This is a genomic window from Bradyrhizobium sp. HKCCYLRH2015, assembly GCF_051168215.1.
Taxonomy (GTDB): Bacteria; Pseudomonadota; Alphaproteobacteria; order Rhizobiales; family Xanthobacteraceae; genus Bradyrhizobium.
Genome location: NZ_JBNPUO010000002.1, coordinates 500,218 through 521,790, shown reverse-complemented (window position 1 = coordinate 521,790; position 21,573 = coordinate 500,218). Strand labels below are relative to the sequence as shown.

21 protein-coding genes are annotated in these 21,573 nt (G+C 66.3%); 13 read left to right on the top strand and 8 right to left on the bottom strand.

Annotated features, from left to right (window positions below; translation table 11 throughout):
- Window positions 1-44 precede the first annotated feature (44 nt).
- The 6 genes from ACQR1H_RS06485 to ACQR1H_RS06460 all read left to right on the top strand — a co-directional run bounded on the left by ACQR1H_RS06485 (window position 45) and on the right by ACQR1H_RS06460 (window position 6,244).
- Entirely contained in the window at window positions 45-1,439 is a 1,395-nt protein-coding gene (locus ACQR1H_RS06485) for an FAD-linked oxidase C-terminal domain-containing protein (protein ID WP_434873209.1), read from the top strand.
- On the top strand, window positions 1,436-2,959 hold the full coding sequence (locus ACQR1H_RS06480) for a sugar ABC transporter ATP-binding protein (RefSeq protein WP_434873210.1): 1,524 nt from the start codon (window positions 1,436-1,438) through the stop codon (window positions 2,957-2,959). The genes ACQR1H_RS06485 and ACQR1H_RS06480 overlap by 4 nt, the downstream gene beginning before the upstream one ends.
- A complete protein-coding gene (locus ACQR1H_RS06475; RefSeq protein ID WP_316236910.1) occupies window positions 2,952-3,902 on the top strand; it encodes an ABC transporter permease in 951 nt (316 codons plus the stop codon). Before ACQR1H_RS06480 ends, ACQR1H_RS06475 begins: the two co-directional genes overlap by 8 nt.
- Window positions 3,899-4,876 (top strand): ABC transporter permease, encoded by a 978-nt coding sequence (locus ACQR1H_RS06470; RefSeq protein WP_434873211.1) that lies wholly within the window; start codon window positions 3,899-3,901, stop codon window positions 4,874-4,876. Before ACQR1H_RS06475 ends, ACQR1H_RS06470 begins: the two co-directional genes overlap by 4 nt.
- A 39-nt stretch (window positions 4,877-4,915) precedes the next feature.
- Window positions 4,916-5,890, top strand: a complete 975-nt coding sequence (locus tag ACQR1H_RS06465; protein WP_434873212.1) for a sugar ABC transporter substrate-binding protein — start codon at window positions 4,916-4,918, stop codon at window positions 5,888-5,890.
- A gap of 66 nt (window positions 5,891-5,956) precedes the next feature.
- Window positions 5,957-6,244, top strand: coding sequence for a YciI family protein (locus tag ACQR1H_RS06460; RefSeq protein WP_315752359.1), 288 nt, complete (start codon window positions 5,957-5,959; stop codon window positions 6,242-6,244).
- Here the strand turns inward: ACQR1H_RS06460 and ACQR1H_RS06455 are convergent, their stop codons facing one another.
- The 7 genes from ACQR1H_RS06455 to ACQR1H_RS06425 form a co-directional block, all read right to left on the bottom strand.
- Window positions 6,245-7,138 carry an NAD(P)-dependent oxidoreductase gene (locus tag ACQR1H_RS06455; RefSeq protein ID WP_434873213.1) on the bottom strand — a complete coding sequence of 298 codons (894 nt, stop codon included), beginning with the start codon at window positions 7,136-7,138 and terminating at the stop codon, window positions 6,245-6,247.
- Window positions 7,135-7,539 (bottom strand): carboxymuconolactone decarboxylase family protein, encoded by a 405-nt coding sequence (locus tag ACQR1H_RS06450; protein ID WP_315713518.1) that lies wholly within the window; start codon window positions 7,537-7,539, stop codon window positions 7,135-7,137. Before ACQR1H_RS06450 ends, ACQR1H_RS06455 begins: the two co-directional genes overlap by 4 nt.
- 125 nt (window positions 7,540-7,664) lie before the next feature.
- Window positions 7,665-9,125 (bottom strand): aldehyde dehydrogenase family protein, encoded by a 1,461-nt coding sequence (locus ACQR1H_RS06445; protein WP_316236904.1) that lies wholly within the window; start codon window positions 9,123-9,125, stop codon window positions 7,665-7,667.
- Between the two features lie 356 nt (window positions 9,126-9,481).
- Entirely contained in the window at window positions 9,482-10,459 is a 978-nt protein-coding gene (locus ACQR1H_RS06440) for a HEAT repeat domain-containing protein (protein ID WP_434873214.1), read from the bottom strand.
- Window positions 10,460-10,461: 2 nt separating this feature from the next.
- A complete protein-coding gene (locus tag ACQR1H_RS06435; protein WP_006609939.1) occupies window positions 10,462-10,695 on the bottom strand; it encodes a 4Fe-4S dicluster domain-containing protein in 234 nt (77 codons plus the stop codon).
- Window positions 10,696-10,716: 21 nt separating this feature from the next.
- Window positions 10,717-12,459: a fumarate reductase/succinate dehydrogenase flavoprotein subunit gene (locus ACQR1H_RS06430; protein WP_316181613.1), complete on the bottom strand. Its 1,743-nt coding sequence runs from the start codon at window positions 12,457-12,459 to the stop codon at window positions 10,717-10,719.
- Between the two features lie 107 nt (window positions 12,460-12,566).
- Window positions 12,567-13,340, bottom strand: a complete 774-nt coding sequence (locus tag ACQR1H_RS06425; RefSeq protein WP_434873215.1) for a ferredoxin--NADP reductase — start codon at window positions 13,338-13,340, stop codon at window positions 12,567-12,569.
- 251 nt (window positions 13,341-13,591) lie between these two features.
- Between ACQR1H_RS06425 and ACQR1H_RS06420 the strand changes: the two genes are divergently transcribed.
- The 6 genes from ACQR1H_RS06420 to ACQR1H_RS06395 all read left to right on the top strand — a co-directional run bounded on the left by ACQR1H_RS06420 (window position 13,592) and on the right by ACQR1H_RS06395 (window position 19,141).
- The gene (locus ACQR1H_RS06420; RefSeq protein ID WP_315802037.1) at window positions 13,592-13,882 is read left to right on the top strand and encodes a gamma-butyrobetaine hydroxylase-like domain-containing protein; all 291 of its coding nucleotides are present in this window, start codon (window positions 13,592-13,594) and stop codon (window positions 13,880-13,882) included.
- 73 nt (window positions 13,883-13,955) lie between these two features.
- Window positions 13,956-14,741 (top strand): Crp/Fnr family transcriptional regulator, encoded by a 786-nt coding sequence (locus ACQR1H_RS06415; RefSeq protein WP_434873216.1) that lies wholly within the window; start codon window positions 13,956-13,958, stop codon window positions 14,739-14,741.
- A 163-nt stretch (window positions 14,742-14,904) separates the two neighbouring features.
- Window positions 14,905-16,320, top strand: coding sequence for an ABC transporter substrate-binding protein (locus ACQR1H_RS06410; RefSeq protein ID WP_434848475.1), 1,416 nt, complete (start codon window positions 14,905-14,907; stop codon window positions 16,318-16,320).
- The gene (locus ACQR1H_RS06405; protein WP_316181606.1) at window positions 16,317-17,204 is read left to right on the top strand and encodes an ABC transporter permease; all 888 of its coding nucleotides are present in this window, start codon (window positions 16,317-16,319) and stop codon (window positions 17,202-17,204) included. Before ACQR1H_RS06410 ends, ACQR1H_RS06405 begins: the two co-directional genes overlap by 4 nt.
- On the top strand, window positions 17,201-18,073 hold the full coding sequence (locus ACQR1H_RS06400; RefSeq protein WP_315802033.1) for an ABC transporter ATP-binding protein: 873 nt from the start codon (window positions 17,201-17,203) through the stop codon (window positions 18,071-18,073). Before ACQR1H_RS06405 ends, ACQR1H_RS06400 begins: the two co-directional genes overlap by 4 nt.
- 309 nt (window positions 18,074-18,382) lie before the next feature.
- Entirely contained in the window at window positions 18,383-19,141 is a 759-nt protein-coding gene (locus ACQR1H_RS06395; protein ID WP_434873217.1) for an SDR family NAD(P)-dependent oxidoreductase, read from the top strand.
- A 13-nt stretch (window positions 19,142-19,154) separates the two neighbouring features.
- On the opposite strand, the gene ACQR1H_RS06390 is transcribed toward ACQR1H_RS06395, so the two are convergent.
- Window positions 19,155-20,180, bottom strand: coding sequence for a LacI family DNA-binding transcriptional regulator (locus ACQR1H_RS06390; protein WP_315802031.1), 1,026 nt, complete (start codon window positions 20,178-20,180; stop codon window positions 19,155-19,157).
- Window positions 20,181-20,403: 223 nt separating this feature from the next.
- Between ACQR1H_RS06390 and ACQR1H_RS06385 the strand changes: the two genes are divergently transcribed.
- Window positions 20,404-21,543 (top strand): sugar ABC transporter substrate-binding protein, encoded by a 1,140-nt coding sequence (locus tag ACQR1H_RS06385; protein ID WP_315802030.1) that lies wholly within the window; start codon window positions 20,404-20,406, stop codon window positions 21,541-21,543.
- Window positions 21,544-21,573: the final 30 nt, after the last annotated feature.

Below are 21,573 nucleotides of genomic sequence, written 5' to 3'. Positions count from 1 at the left end.
CGTCAAGAGTCCTGTCGTCGTCGAGGAAGCGGACGGGAGGAACGATGGAGTTGCGGGTCGGCACCGGCGCATTGGCCGAGCGGCTTTCGTGCCTGATCGGACCACGCGCGAGCGTCGCGCGCGGCGTGCTGGATCAGCACGGCCGCAGCGAGTCGTATTATCCCGCGATGCCGCCCGACATCGTCGTATTCCCGGAGACGACGCAGGAGGTCAGCGCCATCGTCGGGCTGTGCGCCGAGGCCGGCATGCCGATCGTGCCGTTCGGCGCCGGCACCTCGCTCGAAGGCAATGCCGCGGCGGCCGCGGGTGGCGTCTGTTTCGACTTCGCTCGCATGAACAAGGTGCTGGCCGTGCATGATGCCGACATGGACGTCGTGGTGCAGCCCGGCATCACCCGCAAGCAGCTCAATGCGGAGCTGCGCACGACCGGCCTGTTCTTTCCGATCGATCCCGGCGCCGACGCCTCGATCGGCGGCATGAGCTCGACCCGAGCCTCCGGCACCATGGCGGTGCGCTACGGCACCATGAAGGACAACGTCCTCGCATTGGAGGTGGTGCTGGCCGACGGCCGGGTGATCCGCACCGCGAAGCGTGCGCGCAAATCGGCCGCCGGCTATGACCTGACGCGGCTGTTCGTCGGATCGGAGGGGACGCTCGGCGTGATCACCGAGATCACGCTGAAATTGCATCCGCTGCCCCAGGCGATCTCGGCCGCGACCTGCAGCTTCCCGACCCTGCACGACGCGGTCGACACCGCGATCGCCCTGATCCAGTCGGCGGTCCCCGCCGCCCGCATCGAGCTCGTCGACGACGTCATGATGCGCGGCATCAACGCCTACTCCAAGCTCGGCTATCGGGAAGCGCCAACCTTGTTCCTCGAATTCCACGGCTCCGAGGCGGCCGTCGCCGAGCAGGCGCAGACGGCGGAGGCGATCGCGACCGAGCATGGCGGCCGCGGCTTCGCCTGGGCCAAGGCGGCCGAGGACCGCAGCCGGCTGTGGCACGCGCGCGACAACACGCTGTACGCCGGCCTGGGCCTGCGGCCCGGTGCGCGCGCCGTCATCACCGATGTCTGCGTGCCGATCTCGCGGCTCGCCGAGTGCCTGACCGAGACGCGCCGGGACGCCGACGCCAGCGGCTTCCTCGCGCCGATCGTCGGCCATGTCGGCGACGGCAATTTCCACATGCTGATCCTGGTCGATCCCAGCGATGACAGCGAGCTCGCCGGCGCCAAGGCGCTGCAGGCGCGCATGGTGGCGCGCGCGATCGCGATGGACGGCACCTGCACCGGCGAGCACGGCATCGGCCTCGGCAAGATCGACTATCTCGAGGACGAGCTCGGCGGGGCCGTCGCCGTGATGCGCGCCATCAAGGCCGCGCTCGATCCCGCCGGCCTGATGAATCCGGGCAAGATCTTCGCCGGCGGAGCACCGTCATGAGCGCGGCGGCCGCCATCGGAGCTCCATCGCCCGCGCCGCTGCTGGAGCTGCGCGGCATCAGCAAGTCGTTTCCGGGCGTCAAGGCGCTGGACGACGTGTCGTTCGCGATCTACCCGGGCGAAGTCCACATGCTGCTCGGCGAGAACGGCGCCGGCAAATCCAGCCTGATGAAGGTGCTGTGCGGCGCCTACAGCGCCGATGCCGGCGAGATCATCTCCAAGGGCGCGAAGGTCGAGATATCATCGACGGCCGACGCGCAGAAGCTCGGCATCGCCGTCATCTTCCAGGAATTCTCGCTGGTGCCGTTCCTCGACATCGCGCAGAACATCTTTCTCGGCCGCGAGCCGAAGGGCCGCATCCCCGGCACCATCGACCGCCGCAAAATCCTGGCCGATGCCAAGCGCGTGCTCGAGGGCATCGGCTTCGACATCGATCCCTCCGTCATCGTCGACACGCTCGGCGTCGCGCAGCAGCAGATGGTGGAGATTGCCAAGGCGATCAGCCAGAATGCGCGGATCCTGGTGATGGACGAGCCGACCGCGGCGCTGTCCGACCGCGAGGCGGAGCTGCTGTTCGCGCTGATCAGGCGGCTGAAGGCCGACGGCGTCGCCATCGTCTACATCTCGCACCGCATGGCCGAGGTGTTCGCGCTCGGCGACCGCATCACCGTGCTGCGCGACGGCCGCCGCATCGACGATATCAGGCCCGCCGACGTCACCCCCGACCAGCTCGTGCGCATGATGGTCGGGCGCAATATCGACATGAGCTATCCGCGCCATTTCGCAGAAGCGCCCGGCGAGCTCGTGCTGGAGGTCAAGGGACTGAGCGCGCCGAGCGGGATTGCCAACATCAACATCGAGGTGCGGCGGGGCGAGATCGTCGGCCTGTGCGGTCTCGTTGGCTCCGGCCGCACCGAGGTGGCGCGCGCGATCTTCGGCGCCGATCCGGTCAGCGAAGGCGAGATCATCTTCGACGGCAAGCCGATCGCGGGCGAGCCCGACATCGCCGCGCGCCGTGGCATCGCGCTGATCCCCGAGAGCCGCAAGAGCGAGGGCCTGGCGCTGCTGCGCTCCGTCGGCGACAACCTCGTGGTGTCGGCGCTGAAGAAGCTGTTTCCGAGCGGGCTGTACGATCCCCGCGGCGCGCAGCGCACGGCCGACGGGCTGATCCGGCAGTTGCGGATCGCAACGCCCACGGCGCGGCAGACGGTCGGCCTGCTCTCAGGCGGCAACCAGCAGAAGGTCGTGATCGGCAAGTGGCTGGCGGCCGGCGCCAGGCTGTTCATCTTCGACGAGCCGACCCGCGGCATCGACGTCGGCGCCAAGTCGGAGATCTTCGCGCTGATTGACCGGCTGGTCGCCGACGGCGCGGCCGCGCTGATGATCTCGTCCGAGCAGATCGAGATCTGCCACGTCTGCGACCGGGCCTATGTGATGCGCGAAGGCCGCATCGCCGGGCATTTGTCACGGGGCGAGCTGACCGAGGAGAATATCGTGCGACTGGGGATGCATGATGACTGACACCGCCATCGTCTCGCCGATCCGAACCTTGCAGCGCATTCCGGGCGTGGCGATCGTGCTGGTGCTGCTGATCGCGCTGTTCGGCGCGATCGCGCCCGGCTTCCTGTCGGCCGCAAACCTCTCCAACGTGCTGGTGCAGTCGACGATCCTGACCATGCTCGCGCTGCCGATGACCCTGATCATCATGACCGAAGGGCTCGACCTGTCGATGGGCGCGGTGCTGACGCTGACCTCGCTCTGCGTCGCCATCGTCTCGCTCGCGACCAAGTCGGTGCTGCTCGGCCTCGGCGCCGCGGTGCTGGCCGGCGCCGCGTTCGGCACCGTCAATGGCTGGCTGGTCGCGGTCGTCGGGATTCCGCCGTTCGTGGCGACGCTCGCCACGCTCGGCATGGCGCAGGGACTGTCGCTGATCGTGAGCGACGGCCAGAGCGTGGTCGGCATTCCCCACGGCGTCCGCGACATCTATGCGGCGACGCTGCTCGGCATCCCCGTGCCGATCGTGATGGGGCTTGCCACCTACGCCGTGTTTCACGGCCTGCTGTATCATACCAGGTTCGGCACCTACATCTTCGCGCTCGGCGGCAACCGCGAGGCGCTGCGCTATGCCGGCCTGTCGCCGACAAGGCTCCTGATCGCGGTCTATGCGATCGGCGGCACGATGGCGGGCATCGCCGGACTGCTGATGACCGCACGGATGAATTCGGGACATCCGACCGCGGGGCTCGGGATGGAGTTCGACGCCATCGCGGCGGTCGCGGTCGGCGGCACCTCGTTCGAGCGCGGCAATGGCTGGCTGCTCGGCACCGTGCTCGGTGTCATCGCCGTCGGCGTGCTGCGCAACGGGCTCAACCTGGTGTCCCTGCCCTCCTCGGTGCAGGTCGCCAGCGTCGGCGCGCTGGTCATCGTCGCGATGTTCCTCGACGGCCTGCGGAGCCGATCATGACCGACATCGCCAAGGACACGCTGCCGCCGCCGCGCTCGCTCCTGTCGCAGAACGCAGCGCAGGTGTTCTATCGCATGCTCGCCGCGCTGTTGATCTGCGCCGCGCTGACCGTGCTGAGCGACGCCTTCCTCAGCCTCGGCAACATCCTCAACGTGCTGAGGCAGGCGAGCCTGACCTTCTTCATCGCCTCCGGCCTCACCCTGGTGGTGCTGACCGCCGGCCTCGATCTGTCGGTCGGCGCCAACGTCGCGCTGTCGGCGTGTCTCGCCGGCACCGTGATCCATCAGACCGGCTCGCCCGTGCTCGGAATCCTGACCGGGCTGCTCGCGGGCGGCAGCGTCGGCTTCCTCAATGGCTTCATGGTCACGGCGCTGCGCATCCCCTCCTTCATCGCCACCTACGGCATGCTCTGGGTGCTGAACGGCGTCACCTATTGGTACATGGCGGGCGAGACCATCCACGGCTTTCCCGCGGGCTTCCGCCAGATCGGCAGCGGCTATCTGCTCGGGCTGCCGATCCCGGTCTATCTGCTGCTGGTGTTCCTCGCGATCGGATCGTTCTTCGCGCAGCGCACGATCTGGGGCCAGGAGATCTACGCCATCGGCGCCAATCCGGTCGCGGCGCGGCTGTCCGGCATTCCGGTCGCGCGCCGGCTGCTGCTGGTCTACACGGTGTCCGGCACCATGGCCGGGCTCGCCTCCATCATCTTCCTGTCGCGGCTCAACTCGGCCGAGGCCGACATCGGCGAGAGCCTCACCTTGCCGGCGATCGCCGCGGTGCTGATCGGCGGCACGTCGCTGTTCGGCGGCGTCGGCACCGTGTTCGGCACCTTCATCGGCGCCCTGATCCTGACGCTGGTGCTGAACGGCATGAACCTGCTCGCGATCAGCGCCAACTGGCAGCCGCTCGTCACCGGCATCATCGTGATCATCGCCGTCTGGCTCGACATGAAGACCCGGCGCCCGGCGCAATGAACCTCTAAGACGACCAAAAAAACGAGGGAAGGAAACGACATGCAACATCGGATCACGCGCTGTCTCGCTCTGTCACTGCTGATCGCCGCAGGCGCGACGCAGGCCCGCGCCGACGGCGAGACCATCGCCGTCTTCACCAAGAACCAGACCAATCCGTTCTTCCAGACGGTGCGGGTCGGCGCCGACAACATGGCGAAGGTGCTCAACGCCAAGGTCCTGCACTACATCCCGACCAAGCCGGACTCGATCCCCGAGCAGCTCAGCCAGATCGAGGACGTCGTGGTGAAGAAGCCGAGTGCGATCGTGTTCACGCCGGTCGACTACAAGGCGATGGTGCCCGGCGTCGAGAAGATCAACGACGCCAAGATCCCCGTCGTCAATATCACCGACCGCTCCGCCGGCGGCAAGTTCATAGCCTTCGTCGGCGCCGACGACTACAGCCTCGGCCTCGAGACCGGCCGGTTCCTGCTGAAGACCCTCGGCGGCAAGGGCAACATCGTCATCATCGAGGGCGTCAAGGGTTCGCTGACCAATGTCGACCGCGTCCGCGGCTTCAACGACGCGCTCAAGGAGAACCCCGGCGCGAAGCTGCTGGCGTCGCAGCCCGGCAACTATCAGCGCTTGCAGGCGCTGCAGGTGATGGAGAACCTGATGCAGTCCAACCCGCAGATTGACGGCGTGCTCGCCGCCAACGACGCGATGGCGGTCGGCGCGATCGAGGCGCTGGACGGCGCCAACCGCAAGGCGCAGGTGATCGGCATCAACGGCACCAAGGAGGCGATCGACGCGATCAAGTCCGGCAAGCTGCTCGCCAGCGGCGACTACAACGGCTTCGCCCAGGGCTGCCTCGGCACCATGATGGCCGTCCGCTCGCTGCGCGGCCAGCCGGTGATCAACGAGATCGTGCTGAAGCCGACTGTCATCACCAAGGACAATTACCAGCCGTTCGACGTGGCGCTGGAACAGCGAACCTGCCCGAGCTTCGAGGATGCCGGCAAGCTCGGCGCGAAATAGGATCAGCCATCAGTCCGGAAGCAGGGCGGCACGCCGCCGTCCTGTTTCGACTTGCGGAGAGAACTCATGCTGTTTGCGATTCACGCGCTCGACAAGCGCGACGCGCTGCCGGTTCGGCTTGCCAACTACGATGCCCACAAGGCCTATCTCGGCGACAGCGCCCGCCTGCCCGTCACGATCGTGATGTCCGGCCCGCTCGTTTCCGACGATGGCTCGACGATGATCGGAAGCCTGTTCCTGGTCGAGGCTCCCGGTCGCGCCGAGGTCGAAGCCTTCAATCGCGCCGACCCGTTCGCCGCGGCCGGGATCTGGGAGAAGGTGACGATCACCGGCTTCCTGCGGCGCCAGGGGTAGTCAGCCCTTCAGCTCGACGCCGGCCAGCGCCTCGCTCAGCTTCGCCAGCGCCGTGTGGTCCTGGCCCGGTCCGAGCAATCCCTGCGCGCTGGCGCTCAGTTCGCGGCAGAGATTGGAGAACGGTGCAGCGACGCCGCTGGCGCGCGCGACCTCGAGCGCGATCGACAGGTCCTTCACCATCAGGTCGAGGCCGAAGCCGCTGTTGAACTGGCGCGACAGCACGAACTGCCTGAACTTCTTCTGCGTCGAGTTGTTCATGCCGGTCGAGGCGTTGAGCACGTCGGTCATCAGGCCGGGATCGATGCCGAACTGCTGGCCGATCAGCAGCGCCTCGATGCCGATCAGGAAGCCGCCGGCCGAGACGAGGTTGTTGAGCGCCTTCATCGCCTGGCCGGAGCCGAGACTGCCGATGCGGTGGATCGTGGTGCCCATGGCGCGCAGCAGCGGCTCGACGCGGTCGAGCGCGGCCGCATCGCCGCCGGCCATGATCGCGAGCTGGCCGGTCACCGCGCGCGGCACGCCGCCGCTGACGGGCGCATCGAGCATGGTCACGCCGAGTGGAGCGAGATCGGCCGCAATCGCCTGCGTGGCCGCCGGCGCGCCGGAGCTCATGTCGATCAGGATGTGATCCTGCTTCAGGCCCGCGCGCAATGCCGCGACCGCGTCCGCGACATGTTTGCTGGTCGGCAGCATCGTGATGATGACATCGGCATCTGCCGCTGCCTCCGCAAGATCCCCCGCCGTGATGCCGCCGACCCGGCGCGCGAAATCTTCGGCGCGACCGGGCACGGCATCATTGACGGCGACCGCGAAGCCGGCGCCGAGCAGGCGCGCGGCCATCGGCCAGCCCATGTTGCCGATGCCGACGAACAGGACCTTTTGCGGCACGCTCATGCGCCGTCCTTCTTGGCGATGGCGCCCTCCGCGACCAGCACCTCATGGGCGGCCTTGAACGCCTCGAGGCCCGCGGGAATGCCGCAATAGACGGTCGCGTGCAGCAGGATCTCCTTGATCTCGTCGACCGTGACGCCGTTGGTGAGCGCGCCCTTGACGTGCAGCTTCAATTCGCTCGGCTTGCTGAGCGCGGTCAGCATCGCGAGATTGATGATGCTGCGGGTGCGGCGATCGAGCCCGGGCCGGGTCCAGGCATAGCCCCAGCACATTTCGGTGGTGATGTGCTGGAACGCCATCATGAAGTCGTCGGCCTTGGCGAGGCTGCCATCGACATAGGCCGCGCCGAGCACCTCGCGGCGCACCTTCAGGCCCTTCTCGAACAATTCCTTTTCGTCGCTCATCCGCTCGTCTCCCTTGTAACACCTGACGTCATTAGCGCTTCGCCGCGCGGACTGACAACAACGCCGCACGGCGTGCGTCGTCGCGTCCGTGCGGCGGAATTGACCGGAGCCCCGGCTCCACTGATCTAGCCGTGCTTGACGATCAGGGTCTTCATCGCGGCGAGCTCGTACAGCGCCTCGAAGCCCTTCTCGCGGCCGTGGCCCGACTTCTTCATGCCGCCGAACGGCAGCTCGATGCCGCCGCCGGCGCCGTAGCCGTTGACGAACATCTGGCCGACCTTGACCTTGCGCGCGACGCGCATCGCCCGCGAGCCGTCGCCCGACCAGACTCCGGCGACCAGGCCGAAATCGGTGGCGTTGGCGAGCCTGACGGCGTCGGCCTCGTCGTCGAACGGCATCGCCGCCAGCACCGGACCGAACACCTCCTCGCGCGCCAGCTCGGAGTCGCGCGCGACGTGCTGATACAGTGCCGGTGCGACGTAGAAGCCCTCGCCGGGCACGCCTTCGGCGATCCTGCCTGTCGCCACGCGCCTGGCCCCGCCGCTTTCGGCGCGGGCCAGCATGTTTTCGATCCGCGTCTTCTGGACCGCGCTGATGACCGGGCCGAGATCGAGGTCCATCTCCGGCGTACCGGCCGTGATCTTCTCGAAGCGCAAGGTGAGGTCGGCGAGGAAGCGGTCCCAGATCGAGCGCTCCACCAGCACGCGCGAGCCGGCCGAGCAGGTCTGGCCGGCGTTCTGCACGATCGCCGCGGCCACCGAAGTCAATGCGGCATCGAGATCGGCGTCGGCGAACACGATCTGCGGCGACTTGCCGCCGAGCTCAAGCGTGCAGCCGATGTGATTCCTCGCAGCCGCGGTCTGCACCAGCGTGCCGACCTCGGGGCTGCCGGTAAATGAGATGAAGTCGATGCCGTCATGCGCCGACAGCGCCGCACCCGCCTCCTCACCGAGACCCGGCACGACGTTGATCGCACCGGCGGGGAAGCCGGCTTCCGCCGCGAGCTCGGCAAGACGCAGCGGCACCAGGCAGGCCTCCTCGGCCGGTTTGATCACGGTCGCGTTGCCCATCGCCAGCGCCGGCGCGACGGTGCGGCCGAACATCTGCCCCGGATAATTCCACGGAATGATATGGCCGGTGACGCCGAGCGGCTCGTAGACGGTCGTGACGAAGAAGCCGTCGAGAAACGGGATGGTGTCGCCATGCACCTTGTCCGCGGCGCCGCCGTAATATTCGAAATAGCGCGCGACGGCGACGACGTCAGCCCTGGCCTGCTTCATCGGCTTGCCGGTGTCGGCCGCTTCGAGCTTCGCGAGCTCCTCGGCATGATCCTCGACGAGGCGGCCGAGCTTCGACAGCAGGCGCCCGCGCTCCACTGCGGCGAGCCGGCCCCACGGCCCTTCGAGCGCACGGCGCGCCGCCGCCACCGCAAGATCGATGTCGGCCGCATCACCTGCCGCGATCGAGGCGATCACCTGGCCGGTCGCCGGCGCCAGCATCGCAATGGTGCGGCCCGACTGCGCGGGCTGCCACTTGTTGTCGATGAAGACGCCCTTGGCGGCAGGCAGTTTGACATTGGCGTTCATGGCAGCTCTCCGACTTCCTTTGCAGCTCGTCCGCGGGTCATCTCAGACCTCGGCACGGCGCATCACAACGCGGCCGTTCGACAGCCGAGGCAACGGAGGCGTGTGACCATGGCCGGATTGGCCGGCCGCTCCTCGTTTGCGCTGCAGCGGTGATGATGCCCGATGGATGCGTCCGACGTTTCTGTCAGACAATCCGGGAGCCGTCCAGAACCGGACGTGGGGTGCACGCGAACGTGCGGCGCGCGGCCCTGCGGGGCTCGCGCGCGATCGGCCGCGACATCATCGTCGCAAGGCTCGTCATCTGGCTTGCCGCCTGGTCCGGCAGGCGGTCGGGAACGCTCGCGGCCGGCGCGCGATTACGCGCCGGTTCTCGCCTTGCTCGCCGCGATCTGGTGCAGCGCCCATCTCGCGTTCTTGCGAACGTCGGGATCGAGATCGTCGGCGACCAGCGCGAGGTACGGCTCGCCGTCGGGCGCCGCGATCTCGCCCAGCGCAGCCGCCGCCTCCTTGCGCAGATTGGCCTGCTCGTGGGTGATGCATTGGCCGATCGGCCGCACCGCATGCAGCACCTTCATGCGTCCGAGGCTGCGGATCGCCTTCAGGCGCACCTGCCAGAACTCATCCGCCAGGCAGGCGATCAACGGATCGGCGGCGACGGCACCATTGACATTGAGCCCGAGCGTCTCGGCCGCCATCTCCCGCACCATCCAGTCGGAATCCTTGAGCGCGCGGGTGATGGTCTCCGCGGCGATCTTCATGTGCGAGAAGGCGAGCGCGCTGACCGCCGCACGCCGGACATGCGCATCGGGATCACCGATCAACGCCGTCAGCGCCGGAATCGACTCCTCGAGCTTGAGGAAGCCGATGACGCCGATCGCCTGCACGCGGACGGCTGCATCCGGGTCCTGCAGCGCCTCCAGCGCCGGCTTGAGCGTGTCCTTGCGCCGCAGCTCCTTCAGCGCGCGCAGCGCGCCCATGCGGACGAAGGCATGCGCATGCTTCACCAGCGGCAGGATGGCGTCGGCCGAAGCGGGATCCTTGAACTCGGCGAGACTGTCGGCGGCCGCCGAGGCGACGATCCGCTCGGGATCGACGAGCAGCTGGACCAGCGCCTCCGCCGCCTCCGGCCCGTCGAACTCACCGAGCGCCATGGCGACCTGCTGGCGCACGCCGGCGTCGGGATCGGCGACCATCTTCGCCAGATGCGCGACCGCGGCGGGATCGCCGGAATGTCCCAATGCGATGATCGCGACCCGCCGCTCCGCCGGATCGGCGGCGCCGAGCCGCTCGTCGGCGTCGTCGAGATCGTCATAGGCTTCGAACGGGCTCGACATGATCACCTCAACAGATAGGGAATGTTGACGGTGACGGCGCCGGTCGGGCAATCCGCTTCGCAGGGCATGCAGTACCAGCATTCATCATAGGCCATGAAGGCCTTGCCGGTCATGTCGCTGATCCTGAGCACGTCGAGCGGACAGACGTCGACGCAGACCGTGCAGCCCTTGTCGGCGATGCATTTGGCGTCGTCGACGACGACCGGAACCGACGTCTGATAGGTGGCAAGAGGCATGTCTCGTTCTCCGTCTGATCGTCAGGCGCTGGCGCGGATGCGCTGCTTGTCGTAGAGGTCCTTCTCGTCGTCCGCGATCGGCACGACATAGGGTTGCACCGCCCGCTTCTCGCTGGTCATGCGGCCGTCCTGCTTGCTCAGCAGCGTGTGGCAGAACCAGTTCTCGTTGTCCTTGTCCGGAAAATCGGTCCGCCAGTGATAGAGCCCCCAGCGGCTCTCCTCGCGGAACAGCGAGGCATGGGCTGCCATGTCCGCGCAATCCATGATCGACTGCACCTCCAGCGCACGCAGCAGCTCGTGCGCGTTGCGCGCGATCATGCGCTCCTGCATGTCCTCGCGGACCTCGGCGAGCCGGCGCATGCCGAGCTCGTACTTCCGCGTCACCTTCGGCGGCTGCAGATAGTCGTTGACGAGCCGCCGCGTCTTGTACTCGATCTGGTTCGGCGGAATGCCGTCCTCGCGCTTGGTCGGCGCCAGCACGCGCTCGCGCTCCAGCGCGACCTCGGCGGCATCGATCTCGCCGAAATCATGGTTGTCGGCGAATTCCATCGCGTCGAGCCCGGCGAACGACCCGTTGGTGAATGCGCCCAGCATGTAGTTGTGCGGCACGCTGGCCATGTCACCGGCCGCATAGAGCCCGGGCACGGTCGTGCGGGCATTGTCGTCGACGAACACGCCCGACGCGCTGTGGCCTGAGCAGAAGCCGATCTCGGAGATGTGCATCTCGATCGATTCCTTGCGGTAGTCGACGCCGCGTCCCTCCTGGAACAGTCCGCGCGTGGGACGCTCGACCTTGTGCAGGGTGTGCTCGATCTCCTCGATCGTCTTGTCGTGCAGGTGCTTGAGCTGCAGGAACACGGGCCCCTTGCCCGACAGCAGCTCGTTGTAGAACTCCAGCATCATCTGGCCCGACCAATAGTCGCACTCGATGAAGCGGCGGTCCTCGTTGTTGGCGGTGTAGGCGCCGAAGGGCCCGGCGACATAGGCGCAGGCCGGGCCGTTATAATCCTTGATCAGCGGATTGATCTGGAAGCATTCGAGATTGGCGAGCGCGGCACCCGCGTGATAGGCCATCGCATAGCCGTCGCCGGAATTGGCGGCGTTCTCATAGGTACCAAACATGTAGCCCGACGTCGGCAGGCCGAGCCGGCCGGCAGCGCCCATGCACAGGATCACCGCCTTGGCCTTGATCACCAGCATCTCGGCCGTGCGGGTGTTGACGCTGACGGCGCCGGCGATGCGGCCATCGCTCGACTTCAAGAGCCGCGTCGCCATGTAGCGGTTGGAGATCAGGATGCGCGCCCGCCGCAGCTGACGATACAGCGCCTTCTTGACGGTCTCGCCGTTCGGCATCGGCAGGACGTAGGTGCCGATGTGGTGCACCTTCTTGACGGCATAGTCGCCGTTCTCGTTCTTGAGAAAGCGGATGCCGAAGCTGTCGAGCTCCTCGATGATCCCGTAGCAGCTCTGGGCGTATTTATACACCGCCTTCTGGTCCACGATGCCGTCATTGGCGATCGTGATTTCCTTGGTGTACTGCTCCGGCGTCGCGTAGCCGGGGATGACCGCGTTGTTCAGCCCGTCCATGCCCATCGAGATCGCGCCAGAGCGCTTGACGTTCGCCTTCTCGAGCAGAACGACGTTGGCCTTCGGATTCTTCATCTTGGCCTTCAGGGCGGCCATCGGGCCGGCGGTGCCGCCGCCGATCACCAGCACGTCGCAGGACACCTCCGAGAGGCCGTCGACGATCTCATCCATTGCCATTCTAAGCTCCTGCTTGGCCGGACCCACCGGTCCGGGTCAGAGTTGTTCAGCGGCGCGCCCGGCGATAGCAATTAGTTGTCGCCGGGACGCAATTCTTCCGCCGGCGCTCAGCGCTCGACGAACGCCTTCTCGACCACGAAATGGCCGGGCGTGCTGTGGTTGCCTTCGACGAAGCCGCGGTCCTCCAGCATGGTCTGGAGCTCGGCCAGCATCGCGGGGCTGCCACAGAGCATGACGCGGTCGGTCTCGACATCGAGGTCGGGCCCGCCGATGTCGGCGAACATCTGGCCCGATGCGATCAGATCGGTGATGCGGCCGCGGTTGCGGAACGGCTCGCGGGTCACCGTGGGGTAATGAAGCAGCCGATCTCGGACCAGGGGGCCGAAGAAGTCATGGCCGCGCAGGCTGTCGACGAGCTGCTCGCCATAGGCAAGCTCCGAGACCTGGCGGCAGCCATGGGCCAGAATGATGGTCTCATAGGTCTCGTAGATGTCGGGATCCTTGACCAGGCTGGCGAACGGCGCCAGCCCGGTGCCGGTCGACAGCAGCAGCAGACGTCTGCCGGGAATGAGGTTGCCCGCGATCAGCGTTCCCGTCGCCTTGCGCCCGACGAGGATGCGATCGCCCTCCTTGATCTTCTGCAGCCGTGAGGTCAGCGGCCCGTCCGCCACCTTGATGCTGAAGAACTCCAGCTCATCCTCGTGATTGGCGCTCGCCATGCTGTAGGCGCGCATCAGCGGCCGGCCGTCGACCTCCAGTCCGATCATCGCGAACTGCCCGTTCTGGAAGCGGAAGCCGGGATCCCGCGTGGCGGTGAAGCTGAACAGCGAATCGGTCCAGTGCCGGACCGACAACACCGTCTCAGTCTGAAAAGCGCTCATCGTCGTCTCCTGAGGCGCGGGGCGCGCCGTGTGGCGGTTGCTGAGCACGATCTCGCGGAAACGGCGCAGTCCGGCAATTTCGAACGTGCTGCGACGGTGGATTAGTTGCGAAGATTGTTCCGAGGAAAGCCAGCGCGCCTAACGAAGCAGCAGCGCTCGACATTCCGTCGAACGAGGCAATTAGTTGCTGGGTGCTCCAAACCGTCTCCCCTAGCGTGATGACACCGGCCTCGGCACAACCAGGAGGAGCCATGATTGCAGCCGACATCGCTGACGGCGAGGTCAGTCCCGACCTGGCATCATTGCGGCTACGGAACGCGAGCGGCCCGCCCGCGGTGCTGTCCGCCGAACGGCTGCGCCTGTCCTGCATGTGCGCGCATTGCAGGCGGGCCCGCTTCGACGGCCGCTTCCCGTCGCAATTTCCCGGGATCGGCATCGTGGGGGTCGGTGACCTCGGCTACGGCCTGAACATCGCGTTTTCCGACGGCCATAATCGTGGCATCTATCCGAAATCATACCTCTGGGAACTCGCTGCCGTTTGAGGCCCTCACGCGGCGACGGATGGCACGAACATTGCTCCGCTTCTGATCAGTATGATCAATGCGGAGGCAAGACATGTTGCTGCAGGCGGCCAAATCAGCTGCGGAAGCCGTGCCCTCTCCCATGACCTCAGCACGCGCGGTGACCAGTTCGTCGCTCCTGCTCACCGAAAGTCAGCAATCCATCGGCGGCCCGCCGTCGCTGATCGAAAGGCTCAGCCTGCGCGAGCGTGAGCAGGTGCTGAAGCAGGGCCGCCGCAAGGTCCTGAACCGCGGCCAGACGCTGTTCAGTCAGGGCGCCCGGCACGACGGCATTTTCCTGGTCGAGAGCGGCCGCATCCGCGTGTTCTACACGTCCCCGCAGGGGCGCGAGATCACGCTGGCCTATTGGCATGTCGGCAATTTCGTCGGCGGTCCCGAAGTGTTCGACACCGGCGTGCATCAATGGTCCGGCATCGCGGCCAGCAATGCCAGCGTGATCCAGCTTCCGGGCAAGGAGCTGCGAACGCTGGTGGCGGAGATCCCCAATCTGGCGATCGGACTGATCGAAGGGTTGAGCTTCAAGGGAAAATGCTACTCCGCCCTGGCCCAGATGCTGGGGACCCGTTCGATCACCGAGCGGCTCGCCCATCTGCTGCTGCATCTCGTCGACCTCTATGGCGTCGACGATCCCGACGGCAAGGTCATTGCCGCGGCCTTCACCCATGCCGACATCGCCCACATGGTCGGCGCGACGCGGCAGTGGGTGACGATCAGCCTCAAGCGGATGCAGGAAAAGAATATCGTCCGTACCAAGCGGTCGCAGATCGTGGTCTGCCGGCCCGACGTCCTGGACGAGATGCGCGGCCAGGCCGCGGATTAGCCGGCCTGCTCATGCAAGCGGCTGTCATGAGCGAAATTGCCCAAGGAGTACGCAACCGGATTTTGACGGCAACTAATCCACCCGCTGCCGAACTCCGGATTTGCGCTCGTGGACGCGGCCTTCATCATGGCGCCATCAGCCATCCAACCGAACGGGGATGAGAATGGTCCGCTGCCGTCACGCGCTATTACTATCCGCCACCTGTCTGTCCCTGATTGCGGCGCAGCCCGTCGCAGCAGAGACAGTCACGATCGGCATAGGCACCCAGGACACCACGACGAACACGGTGACTGCCGGCACCATCGTGCGGCAGCTTCACCTGCTGGAGAAGTATCTGCCCAAGGACGGCAAATACGCCAACATCAAGTTCGAAATCGAGTGGCAGAACTTCACGTCCGGCCCGCCCGTCACCAACGGGATGATGGCGAACAAGCTGCAGTTCGGCATGATGGGCGACTACCCGCTGATCGTGAACGGCTTCACCTTCGAGAACAATCCCGAGAGCAAGAGCCGGCTGATCGCGGTCGCCGCCTACAGCCTCGCCGGCTCCGGCAACGGCATCGTCGTTCACAAGGACTCGCCCTACTATGAACTCTCCGACCTCAAGGGCAAGCTGGTCAGCGTGCCGTTCGGCTCGGCCGCACATGGCATGGTGCTGAAGGCGCTTCAGGACGCCGGCTATCCGGCGGACTTCTTCCAGCTCGTGAGCCAGACGCCGGAGGTCGGCTCGACGAACCTGCAGGAAAAGAAGATCGACGCGCACGCCGATTTCGTTCCGTTCGCCGAGTTGCTGCCGTTCCGCGGCTATGCGCGCAAGATCTTCGACGGCGTCCAGACCAACCTGCCGACCTTCCACGGCGTCGTCGTCCGCACGGACTTTGCGGAGAAGTATCCCGAGGTCGTCATCGCCTATGTCAAGGCAGTCATCGCCGCCAACCAGTGGCTGCGCCAGGATCCGAAAGCGGCGGCCGAAAAGATCCAGGAATGGACCGGGATCAACAAGGAGGTCGTCTACATCTTCCTCGGTCCCGGCGGCAACATGACCACGGATCCGACGATCAAGCCGGCGCTGGTGGATGCCGCCGCGACTGACGTCAAGGTGCTGCAGAGCCTCGGCCGCATGAAGGAGTTCGATCCGAAGAAGTGGGTGGACGACAGCTACATCCGCAAGGCCTATGCCGAGCTGAAGCTGGACTATGACAAGGATCTCGCCAGCACCGCGAACTACGAAATCTCCGGCGAGGACAAGTTCTGCAACAGGCCGATCACCGAGCCGCGCAAGGCCGGCGAGGTCTGGATCGACGGCGAGGGCATCACAGCCTTCAGCAGCGCGACCTGCACGCTCGGCGCCTATGCCGACTACAAGGCCAAGGGCAAGAAGATCAACGTCGCCTACGTCTTCGACACCGCGCGCGGCATCAAGCTGTTCGCCGACCAGGCGTTCTTCGCCGCCGCCAATGGCGAGATCGCGCCGTTCCTGCTGAAGAAGGATGCCGAGGCCTATGCCGCCAAGATCGGCGGCAAGGTGATGGGACTTGATGACGCCGTGAAGCTGGCGGTGGCGGGAGGCAAGACTTGAGCAGCCCCGCCCTGATGACGTCGCCCGACCAGGCTGCGGCGGCCGCCGCGCCTGGCACCGCGCCCCCGCCGAGCCGGCCGCACGTCTCCGCCCGCGCGGCACGCTGGTTCCGGCTGAACCAGGACCGGCTGCAGTCGCTGCTGATCGGCACCGCGTCGCTGATCCTGTTCCTGATCGCCTGGCACCTGCTGACGACCTACCGCGTCGTCTTCTTCGTGAAGTTCACCAACGTGCCGGCGCCGCTGGCGGTCTATGCGAGCTTCACCAAGGCGATCCACGATCCGAAATTCCTGATGCACATCCTGCTCAGTTGCCGCCGGATCTTCATCGGGTTCTCGCTGGCCGCGCTGGTCGGCGTGCCGCTCGGCCTGATCATGGGCCGCTTCAAGCTGGTGCACGAGATCGTGTTTCCGGTCGCCGAGGTGCTGCGTCCGATTCCGGCCATCGCCTGGGTCCCGATGGCGATCATGCTGTGGCCGACCAACGAGCAGAGCATTGTCTTCATCACCTTTCTCGGCTCGTTCTTTCCGATCCTGGTCAACACCCTGCACGGCATGACGCTGGTCGATCCCGTGCTGGTGCGCGCCGCCAAATGCCTTGGCGCCCGGGAGGCGTCGATCTTCCGCGAGGTCTATTTCCCGGCGTCGCTGCCGCACATCTTCACTGGCCTCACCGTCGGCATGGGCGTCGCATGGGTGTCGCTGATCGCGGCCGAGATGATCTCGGGACAGTTCGGCATCGGCTACTTCACCTGGGAAGCCTATTCACTGGTCCAGTATGCCGACATCGCGCTCGGGATGATCACGATCGGCGTGCTCGGGCTCGGCTCGAGCCTCGTGATCCGCGCAGCCGGACAATTGGTGATGCCCTGGAGGTCGCGATGAGCCAAGCCGCAGCGGATACGAGACAGGGCCATATCGAGGTCCGCAACTTCGCCCTGAGCTACGAGACCATCGACGGCGCCGTCGAGGCCGTCACCGACACCCAGATCCATGTCGAGCCCGGCGAGTTCGTCTCGATCGTCGGACCGTCGGGTTGCGGCAAGTCGACACTGCTCAACGCTGTCGCGGGCTTCCTCAAACCGACCAGCGGCATCGTCACGGTCGACGGCCAGGCCGTGACCGGACCCAGCGCCGAACGCGGCATGGTGTTTCAGCAATATTCGCTGTTTCCCTGGAAGACGGTGCGCGAGAACGTCGAGTTCGGGCTGAAGATGCGCGGCATGGCGAAGTTCGAGCGCGCACGCGCGGCGCGGACTCTGCTCGGCCTCGCCGGTCTCGAGGCGTTCGAGAACCATTATCCCGAGCGTCTCTCCGGCGGCATGAAGCAGCGCGTCGGCATCGTGCGCGCGCTCGCCACCGGCCCCAAGGTGCTGCTGCTCGACGAGCCGTTCGGCGCGCTGGACGCGCAGACCCGCATCATCATGCAGCAGATCCTCACCAACATGTGGCAGCGGCTGAAGATCTCGGTGCTGTTCGTCACCCACGACATCGACGAGGCGATCTTCCTGTCCGACCGCGTCTACTGCATGACCGCGCGCCCCGGCTCGATCAAGGCCGAAATCCAGATCCCGCTCGAGCGCCCACGCCAGCAAGCGATGATGATGTCGTCGGAATTCCTGGCGCTGCGGCGCGGGCTGATGTCGTTGATCCGCGAGGAGAGCCTGAAGGCGATGGGCGGCGAGATCACCGATCTCGGCATGCAGGGACTGAGCATCGAGTTGCAGGGCCAGTCGATCTCCGAAATCCTCTGAAGGGTTTTGCGCTCGACCGACGGCGGCCGGTCCAGCTCCGAAGAAGGCGCCCGATGGTCGCACCCGAGCGGCGCAACAGGTGCTGGCGTCCCGGCCGGTCCTGGCGCAGAATGCCGGATAGCAAACAAGGACGTCGCAGGGGGAACGCCCGGATCCGTCAGCATCGACATCGGGCGTGAGGGTGCTCGCAGGCGCACATCGAGGGGTCCAGCCGGACGCACCGGCCGTGCATTGCACAACACGGACGGCGTCCGGGATGCGTCTCGTCGCGGCCGCGGCCGCTCTCCCAGGCGCAACTGAGAGGAACCAATGCAGGGCACCATCTACCCAAGCCTCAAGGATCGGGCCGTTCTCGTGACCGGCGGCGGCTCCGGCATCGGGGAAGCGATCGTCCGCAATTTCGTCGGCCAAGGTGCGCGTGTCGGATTCATCGACATCGATCTGGAGGCCTCACAGCAAGTGCTGGAGAGCCTGCCTGCGGAGGCCAAGGTGCACTTCGCGCATGCCGATCTGCGCGACATCGCCGCGCTGAGGGCTGCGGTCGCCGGCGCCCGCGAGGCGCTGGGGCCGATCACCATCCTCGTGAACAATGCGGCGCGCGACGACCGCCACGCGATCGAGGACGTCACGCCGGACTATTGGGACGAGCGCATCGCCGTGAACCTCAAGCATCAGTTCTTCGCGGCCCAGGCGGTTGCGCCGGACATGATCCAGGCGGGAGGCGGCGCGATCGTCAATCTCGGCTCGGTGAGCTGGGTGCTCGGCCAGGGCAACATGCCCTGCTACACCACGGCGAAGTCGGCGATCCAGGGACTGACGCGCGCCCTCGCCCGCGATCTCGGCCCCAGCAACATCCGGGTCAATTCCATCCTTCCGGGCTGGATCATGACCGAGCGCCAGCAGCGAATGTGGCTGACGCCCGAGGGCGAGGCCGAGCTGATGCGGCGCCAATGCCTCAAGCGCAAGCTCGTGCCGGACGACATCGCCCGCGTAGTGCTGTTCTTCGCCGCCGACGACAGCGGCGCCTGCACCAACCAGAACTACATCGTCGACGGCGGCTGGGCCTGAGACCGCGCCGCTCTCACGATGCAACCAGATGCGGCCCGGTGCTGCCGCGCGCGACGATCTCGAAACCGAGGTCGATCTGCCGCGCTCTCGGCCGCCTGCCGGTGGCGATCACCTGAAGCACCAGTTCGGACGCCACGCGCCCCATGTCGGCGCGCGGCGTCAGCACGGTCGACAGCGGCGGATTGGAGGCCGCCGCGAATTCCAGGTCATTGAAGCCGATCAGCGAAATCCGGCGCGGGACCTCCAGCCCCGCCTGCTGGCAGGCGAACAACGCCCCGAGCGCGATGTTGTCGTCGCAGCAGAAGATCGCGTCGGGGGCTTCGCTCGCGAGCATCTCCTCGGTCAGCTTCCGCCCCAGCGAGATCGTCGCCTGGGCCGGGAGCCAGGCCACCAGCGACGCGCCGTCCAGCCCGGCTTCCGCCAGCGCTGCGTGATACCCCTCGAGCCGGGCGCGGGCCCGGTCGTCGCGCTGTCCCGAGAGATAGGCGATCCGCCGATGTCCCAGCTCGATCAGGAAGCGGGTCGCGGCATGGCCGCCCTGGCGCTGCGAAAGTCCGACATTCAGATCGATCGGATCGTCGGTCAGCTCGAACGTCTGCACCACCGGAATCCGCGAGCGTTCGAGAATGCGCCGTGCCGCCCGCGTCTGGTTCACCCCGACCAGGATCAGCGCCTCGATGTTCTGGCCCAGCAAGGTCCTGATCGCCCCCTCTTCCTCCTCCGCCGAGTAGCGGCTGCTGACGACGACGGGGCGAAAGCCGAGCGGCAGCAGGGCGTCGTAGATCGCCTGCAGGTAGTCCGCGAAGATGCCGTTGGAGAGCGACGACACGACGATGCCGATGGAATGCGTGCGGGTCGAGGCGAGCCGGCTCGCCGCGAAGTTGGGCACATAGGCCAGCCTGTCGACCGCCGCATCGATCCGCTTGCGCAATTCCGGCGACACCATATCGGGCCGACGCAGCGCCCGCGACACGGTGACAGCGCTGACATTGGCGATGCGCGCGACGTCCTCCAGCGTGGTGCGACGCTTCTGAGACATGATCCTTGCAGCAATGATTCACGCGGATTTGTCCGAACCACATTCATGACATGCGACCGGCCGCTTGGCAAAAGCGGCGCGACGGTAATTGACAGCGCTGTCATTGATCAGTAACGCTTGGCGGGTCGAGACGACGAGCATTGCTCGCACAACCTCCGGAAACAAAGAGGCGTCTCGCACATGCGTCATTGATCTGGCGCCACAACAACAGGGGAGGTCACGAATGTCGTCCAAGTCGATGAGGGCGCGATGCCTTGCCACGTGTGCATCGCTGGTGCTGGTCACCGCGTTTGCCAGCAAGGCGCTGGCGGAGCCGGAGATGGTCAAGGGACCGGCGAGCGAGCCTGAATGCATGGTGCCGTGGACCAAGGACACCAAGTTCTTCAAGTTTCCGGCCAAGAAGGGCCCCTACCGCATCGCACTGGCGAACGGCTACATCGCCAACACCTGGCGCATCCAGATGATCCAGACCGCGAAGGCCTATGCGGCGCAGCCCGAGGTGAAGGCCAAGCTCAAGGAGTTCAAGGTCGTCTCGACCGGCGAGGACGTGCCGGCGCAGATCTCGGCGATCAACAACTTCATCGACTCCGGCTATGACGCCATCGTCGTCAACGCGCAGAACCCGACCGCCTTCGGGCCGGTGATCAAGCGCGCCAAGCAGGCCGGCGTGATCCTCGTCGCCTTCGACAACATTCTCGCGACGGAAGACGCGATCAACGTCAATGTCGACCAGAAGGGCCTCGGCGAGCTCTGGGCGAAGTGGCTGGTCAAGAACGTGCCCGGCGGCGGCAAGGTGCTCGAGGTGCGCGGCGTCGCCGGAACCTCGGTCGACACCGACCGTCACAACGGCTTCCACTCCGTTCTCGACGGCTCCGGCAAGAAGTGGCAGGTCACCGAGGTCGTCGGCAAATGGGACGACGGCGTCGCCCAGAAGGCCACGGCCGATGCGATCGCGACCAACGGCCCGTTCGATGCGATCTCCGGCCAGGGTGGCGACACCGGCATCGTGCAGGCCATGCTCGACGCCAAGCACAAGATGGTGCCGTTCGGCGGCGAGACCGAGAACGGCTTCCGCAAGTTCTGCGCCGCCAAGGCCTCGGAAGGCCTGAAATGCTCGTCCGCTGGCACCGGACCTGCGCAGGTCGCGGTCGCGATCAAGGTCGCGCTCGCCGCCCTCGAAGGCAAGGTCGTGCCGCAATCGGTCAAGCTGCCGCTCGCGGTCGTGGAAGATCCGAACTTCAAGAAGGATCAGGACTACTTCCCGGCCCAATCCGACAACTTCTTTGTCGGCAACTCCTTCCCGACCTGCGGCATCAACTTCACGGCGCAGGAGATCATGGGCCAGTCGAAGGAAAACCAATAGGCCGGTGTGATCGCTGGTCCGCGGGTTGTC

What these genes read in the sequence shown, in the direction of transcription:
- ACQR1H_RS06485 (WP_434873209.1), top strand. Translation starts at nt 45, where the DNA reads ATGGAGTTGCGGGTCGGCACCGGCGCATTGGCCGAGCGGCTTTCGTGC.
- ACQR1H_RS06480 (WP_434873210.1), top strand. Translation starts at nt 1,436, where the DNA reads ATGAGCGCGGCGGCCGCCATCGGAGCTCCATCGCCCGCGCCGCTGCTG.
- ACQR1H_RS06475 (WP_316236910.1), top strand. Translation starts at nt 2,952, where the DNA reads ATGACTGACACCGCCATCGTCTCGCCGATCCGAACCTTGCAGCGCATT.
- ACQR1H_RS06470 (WP_434873211.1), top strand. Translation starts at nt 3,899, where the DNA reads ATGACCGACATCGCCAAGGACACGCTGCCGCCGCCGCGCTCGCTCCTG.
- ACQR1H_RS06465 (WP_434873212.1), top strand. Translation starts at nt 4,916, where the DNA reads ATGCAACATCGGATCACGCGCTGTCTCGCTCTGTCACTGCTGATCGCC.
- ACQR1H_RS06460 (WP_315752359.1), top strand. Translation starts at nt 5,957, where the DNA reads ATGCTGTTTGCGATTCACGCGCTCGACAAGCGCGACGCGCTGCCGGTT.
- ACQR1H_RS06455 (WP_434873213.1), bottom strand. Translation starts at nt 7,138, where the DNA reads ATGAGCGTGCCGCAAAAGGTCCTGTTCGTCGGCATCGGCAACATGGGC.
- ACQR1H_RS06450 (WP_315713518.1), bottom strand. Translation starts at nt 7,539, where the DNA reads ATGAGCGACGAAAAGGAATTGTTCGAGAAGGGCCTGAAGGTGCGCCGC.
- ACQR1H_RS06445 (WP_316236904.1), bottom strand. Translation starts at nt 9,125, where the DNA reads ATGAACGCCAATGTCAAACTGCCTGCCGCCAAGGGCGTCTTCATCGAC.
- ACQR1H_RS06440 (WP_434873214.1), bottom strand. Translation starts at nt 10,459, where the DNA reads ATGTCGAGCCCGTTCGAAGCCTATGACGATCTCGACGACGCCGACGAG.
- ACQR1H_RS06435 (WP_006609939.1), bottom strand. Translation starts at nt 10,695, where the DNA reads ATGCCTCTTGCCACCTATCAGACGTCGGTTCCGGTCGTCGTCGACGAC.
- ACQR1H_RS06430 (WP_316181613.1), bottom strand. Translation starts at nt 12,459, where the DNA reads ATGGCAATGGATGAGATCGTCGACGGCCTCTCGGAGGTGTCCTGCGAC.
- ACQR1H_RS06425 (WP_434873215.1), bottom strand. Translation starts at nt 13,340, where the DNA reads ATGAGCGCTTTTCAGACTGAGACGGTGTTGTCGGTCCGGCACTGGACC.
- ACQR1H_RS06420 (WP_315802037.1), top strand. Translation starts at nt 13,592, where the DNA reads ATGATTGCAGCCGACATCGCTGACGGCGAGGTCAGTCCCGACCTGGCA.
- ACQR1H_RS06415 (WP_434873216.1), top strand. Translation starts at nt 13,956, where the DNA reads ATGTTGCTGCAGGCGGCCAAATCAGCTGCGGAAGCCGTGCCCTCTCCC.
- ACQR1H_RS06410 (WP_434848475.1), top strand. Translation starts at nt 14,905, where the DNA reads ATGGTCCGCTGCCGTCACGCGCTATTACTATCCGCCACCTGTCTGTCC.
- ACQR1H_RS06400 (WP_315802033.1), top strand. Translation starts at nt 17,201, where the DNA reads ATGAGCCAAGCCGCAGCGGATACGAGACAGGGCCATATCGAGGTCCGC.
- ACQR1H_RS06395 (WP_434873217.1), top strand. Translation starts at nt 18,383, where the DNA reads ATGCAGGGCACCATCTACCCAAGCCTCAAGGATCGGGCCGTTCTCGTG.
- ACQR1H_RS06390 (WP_315802031.1), bottom strand. Translation starts at nt 20,180, where the DNA reads ATGTCTCAGAAGCGTCGCACCACGCTGGAGGACGTCGCGCGCATCGCC.
- ACQR1H_RS06385 (WP_315802030.1), top strand. Translation starts at nt 20,404, where the DNA reads ATGTCGTCCAAGTCGATGAGGGCGCGATGCCTTGCCACGTGTGCATCG.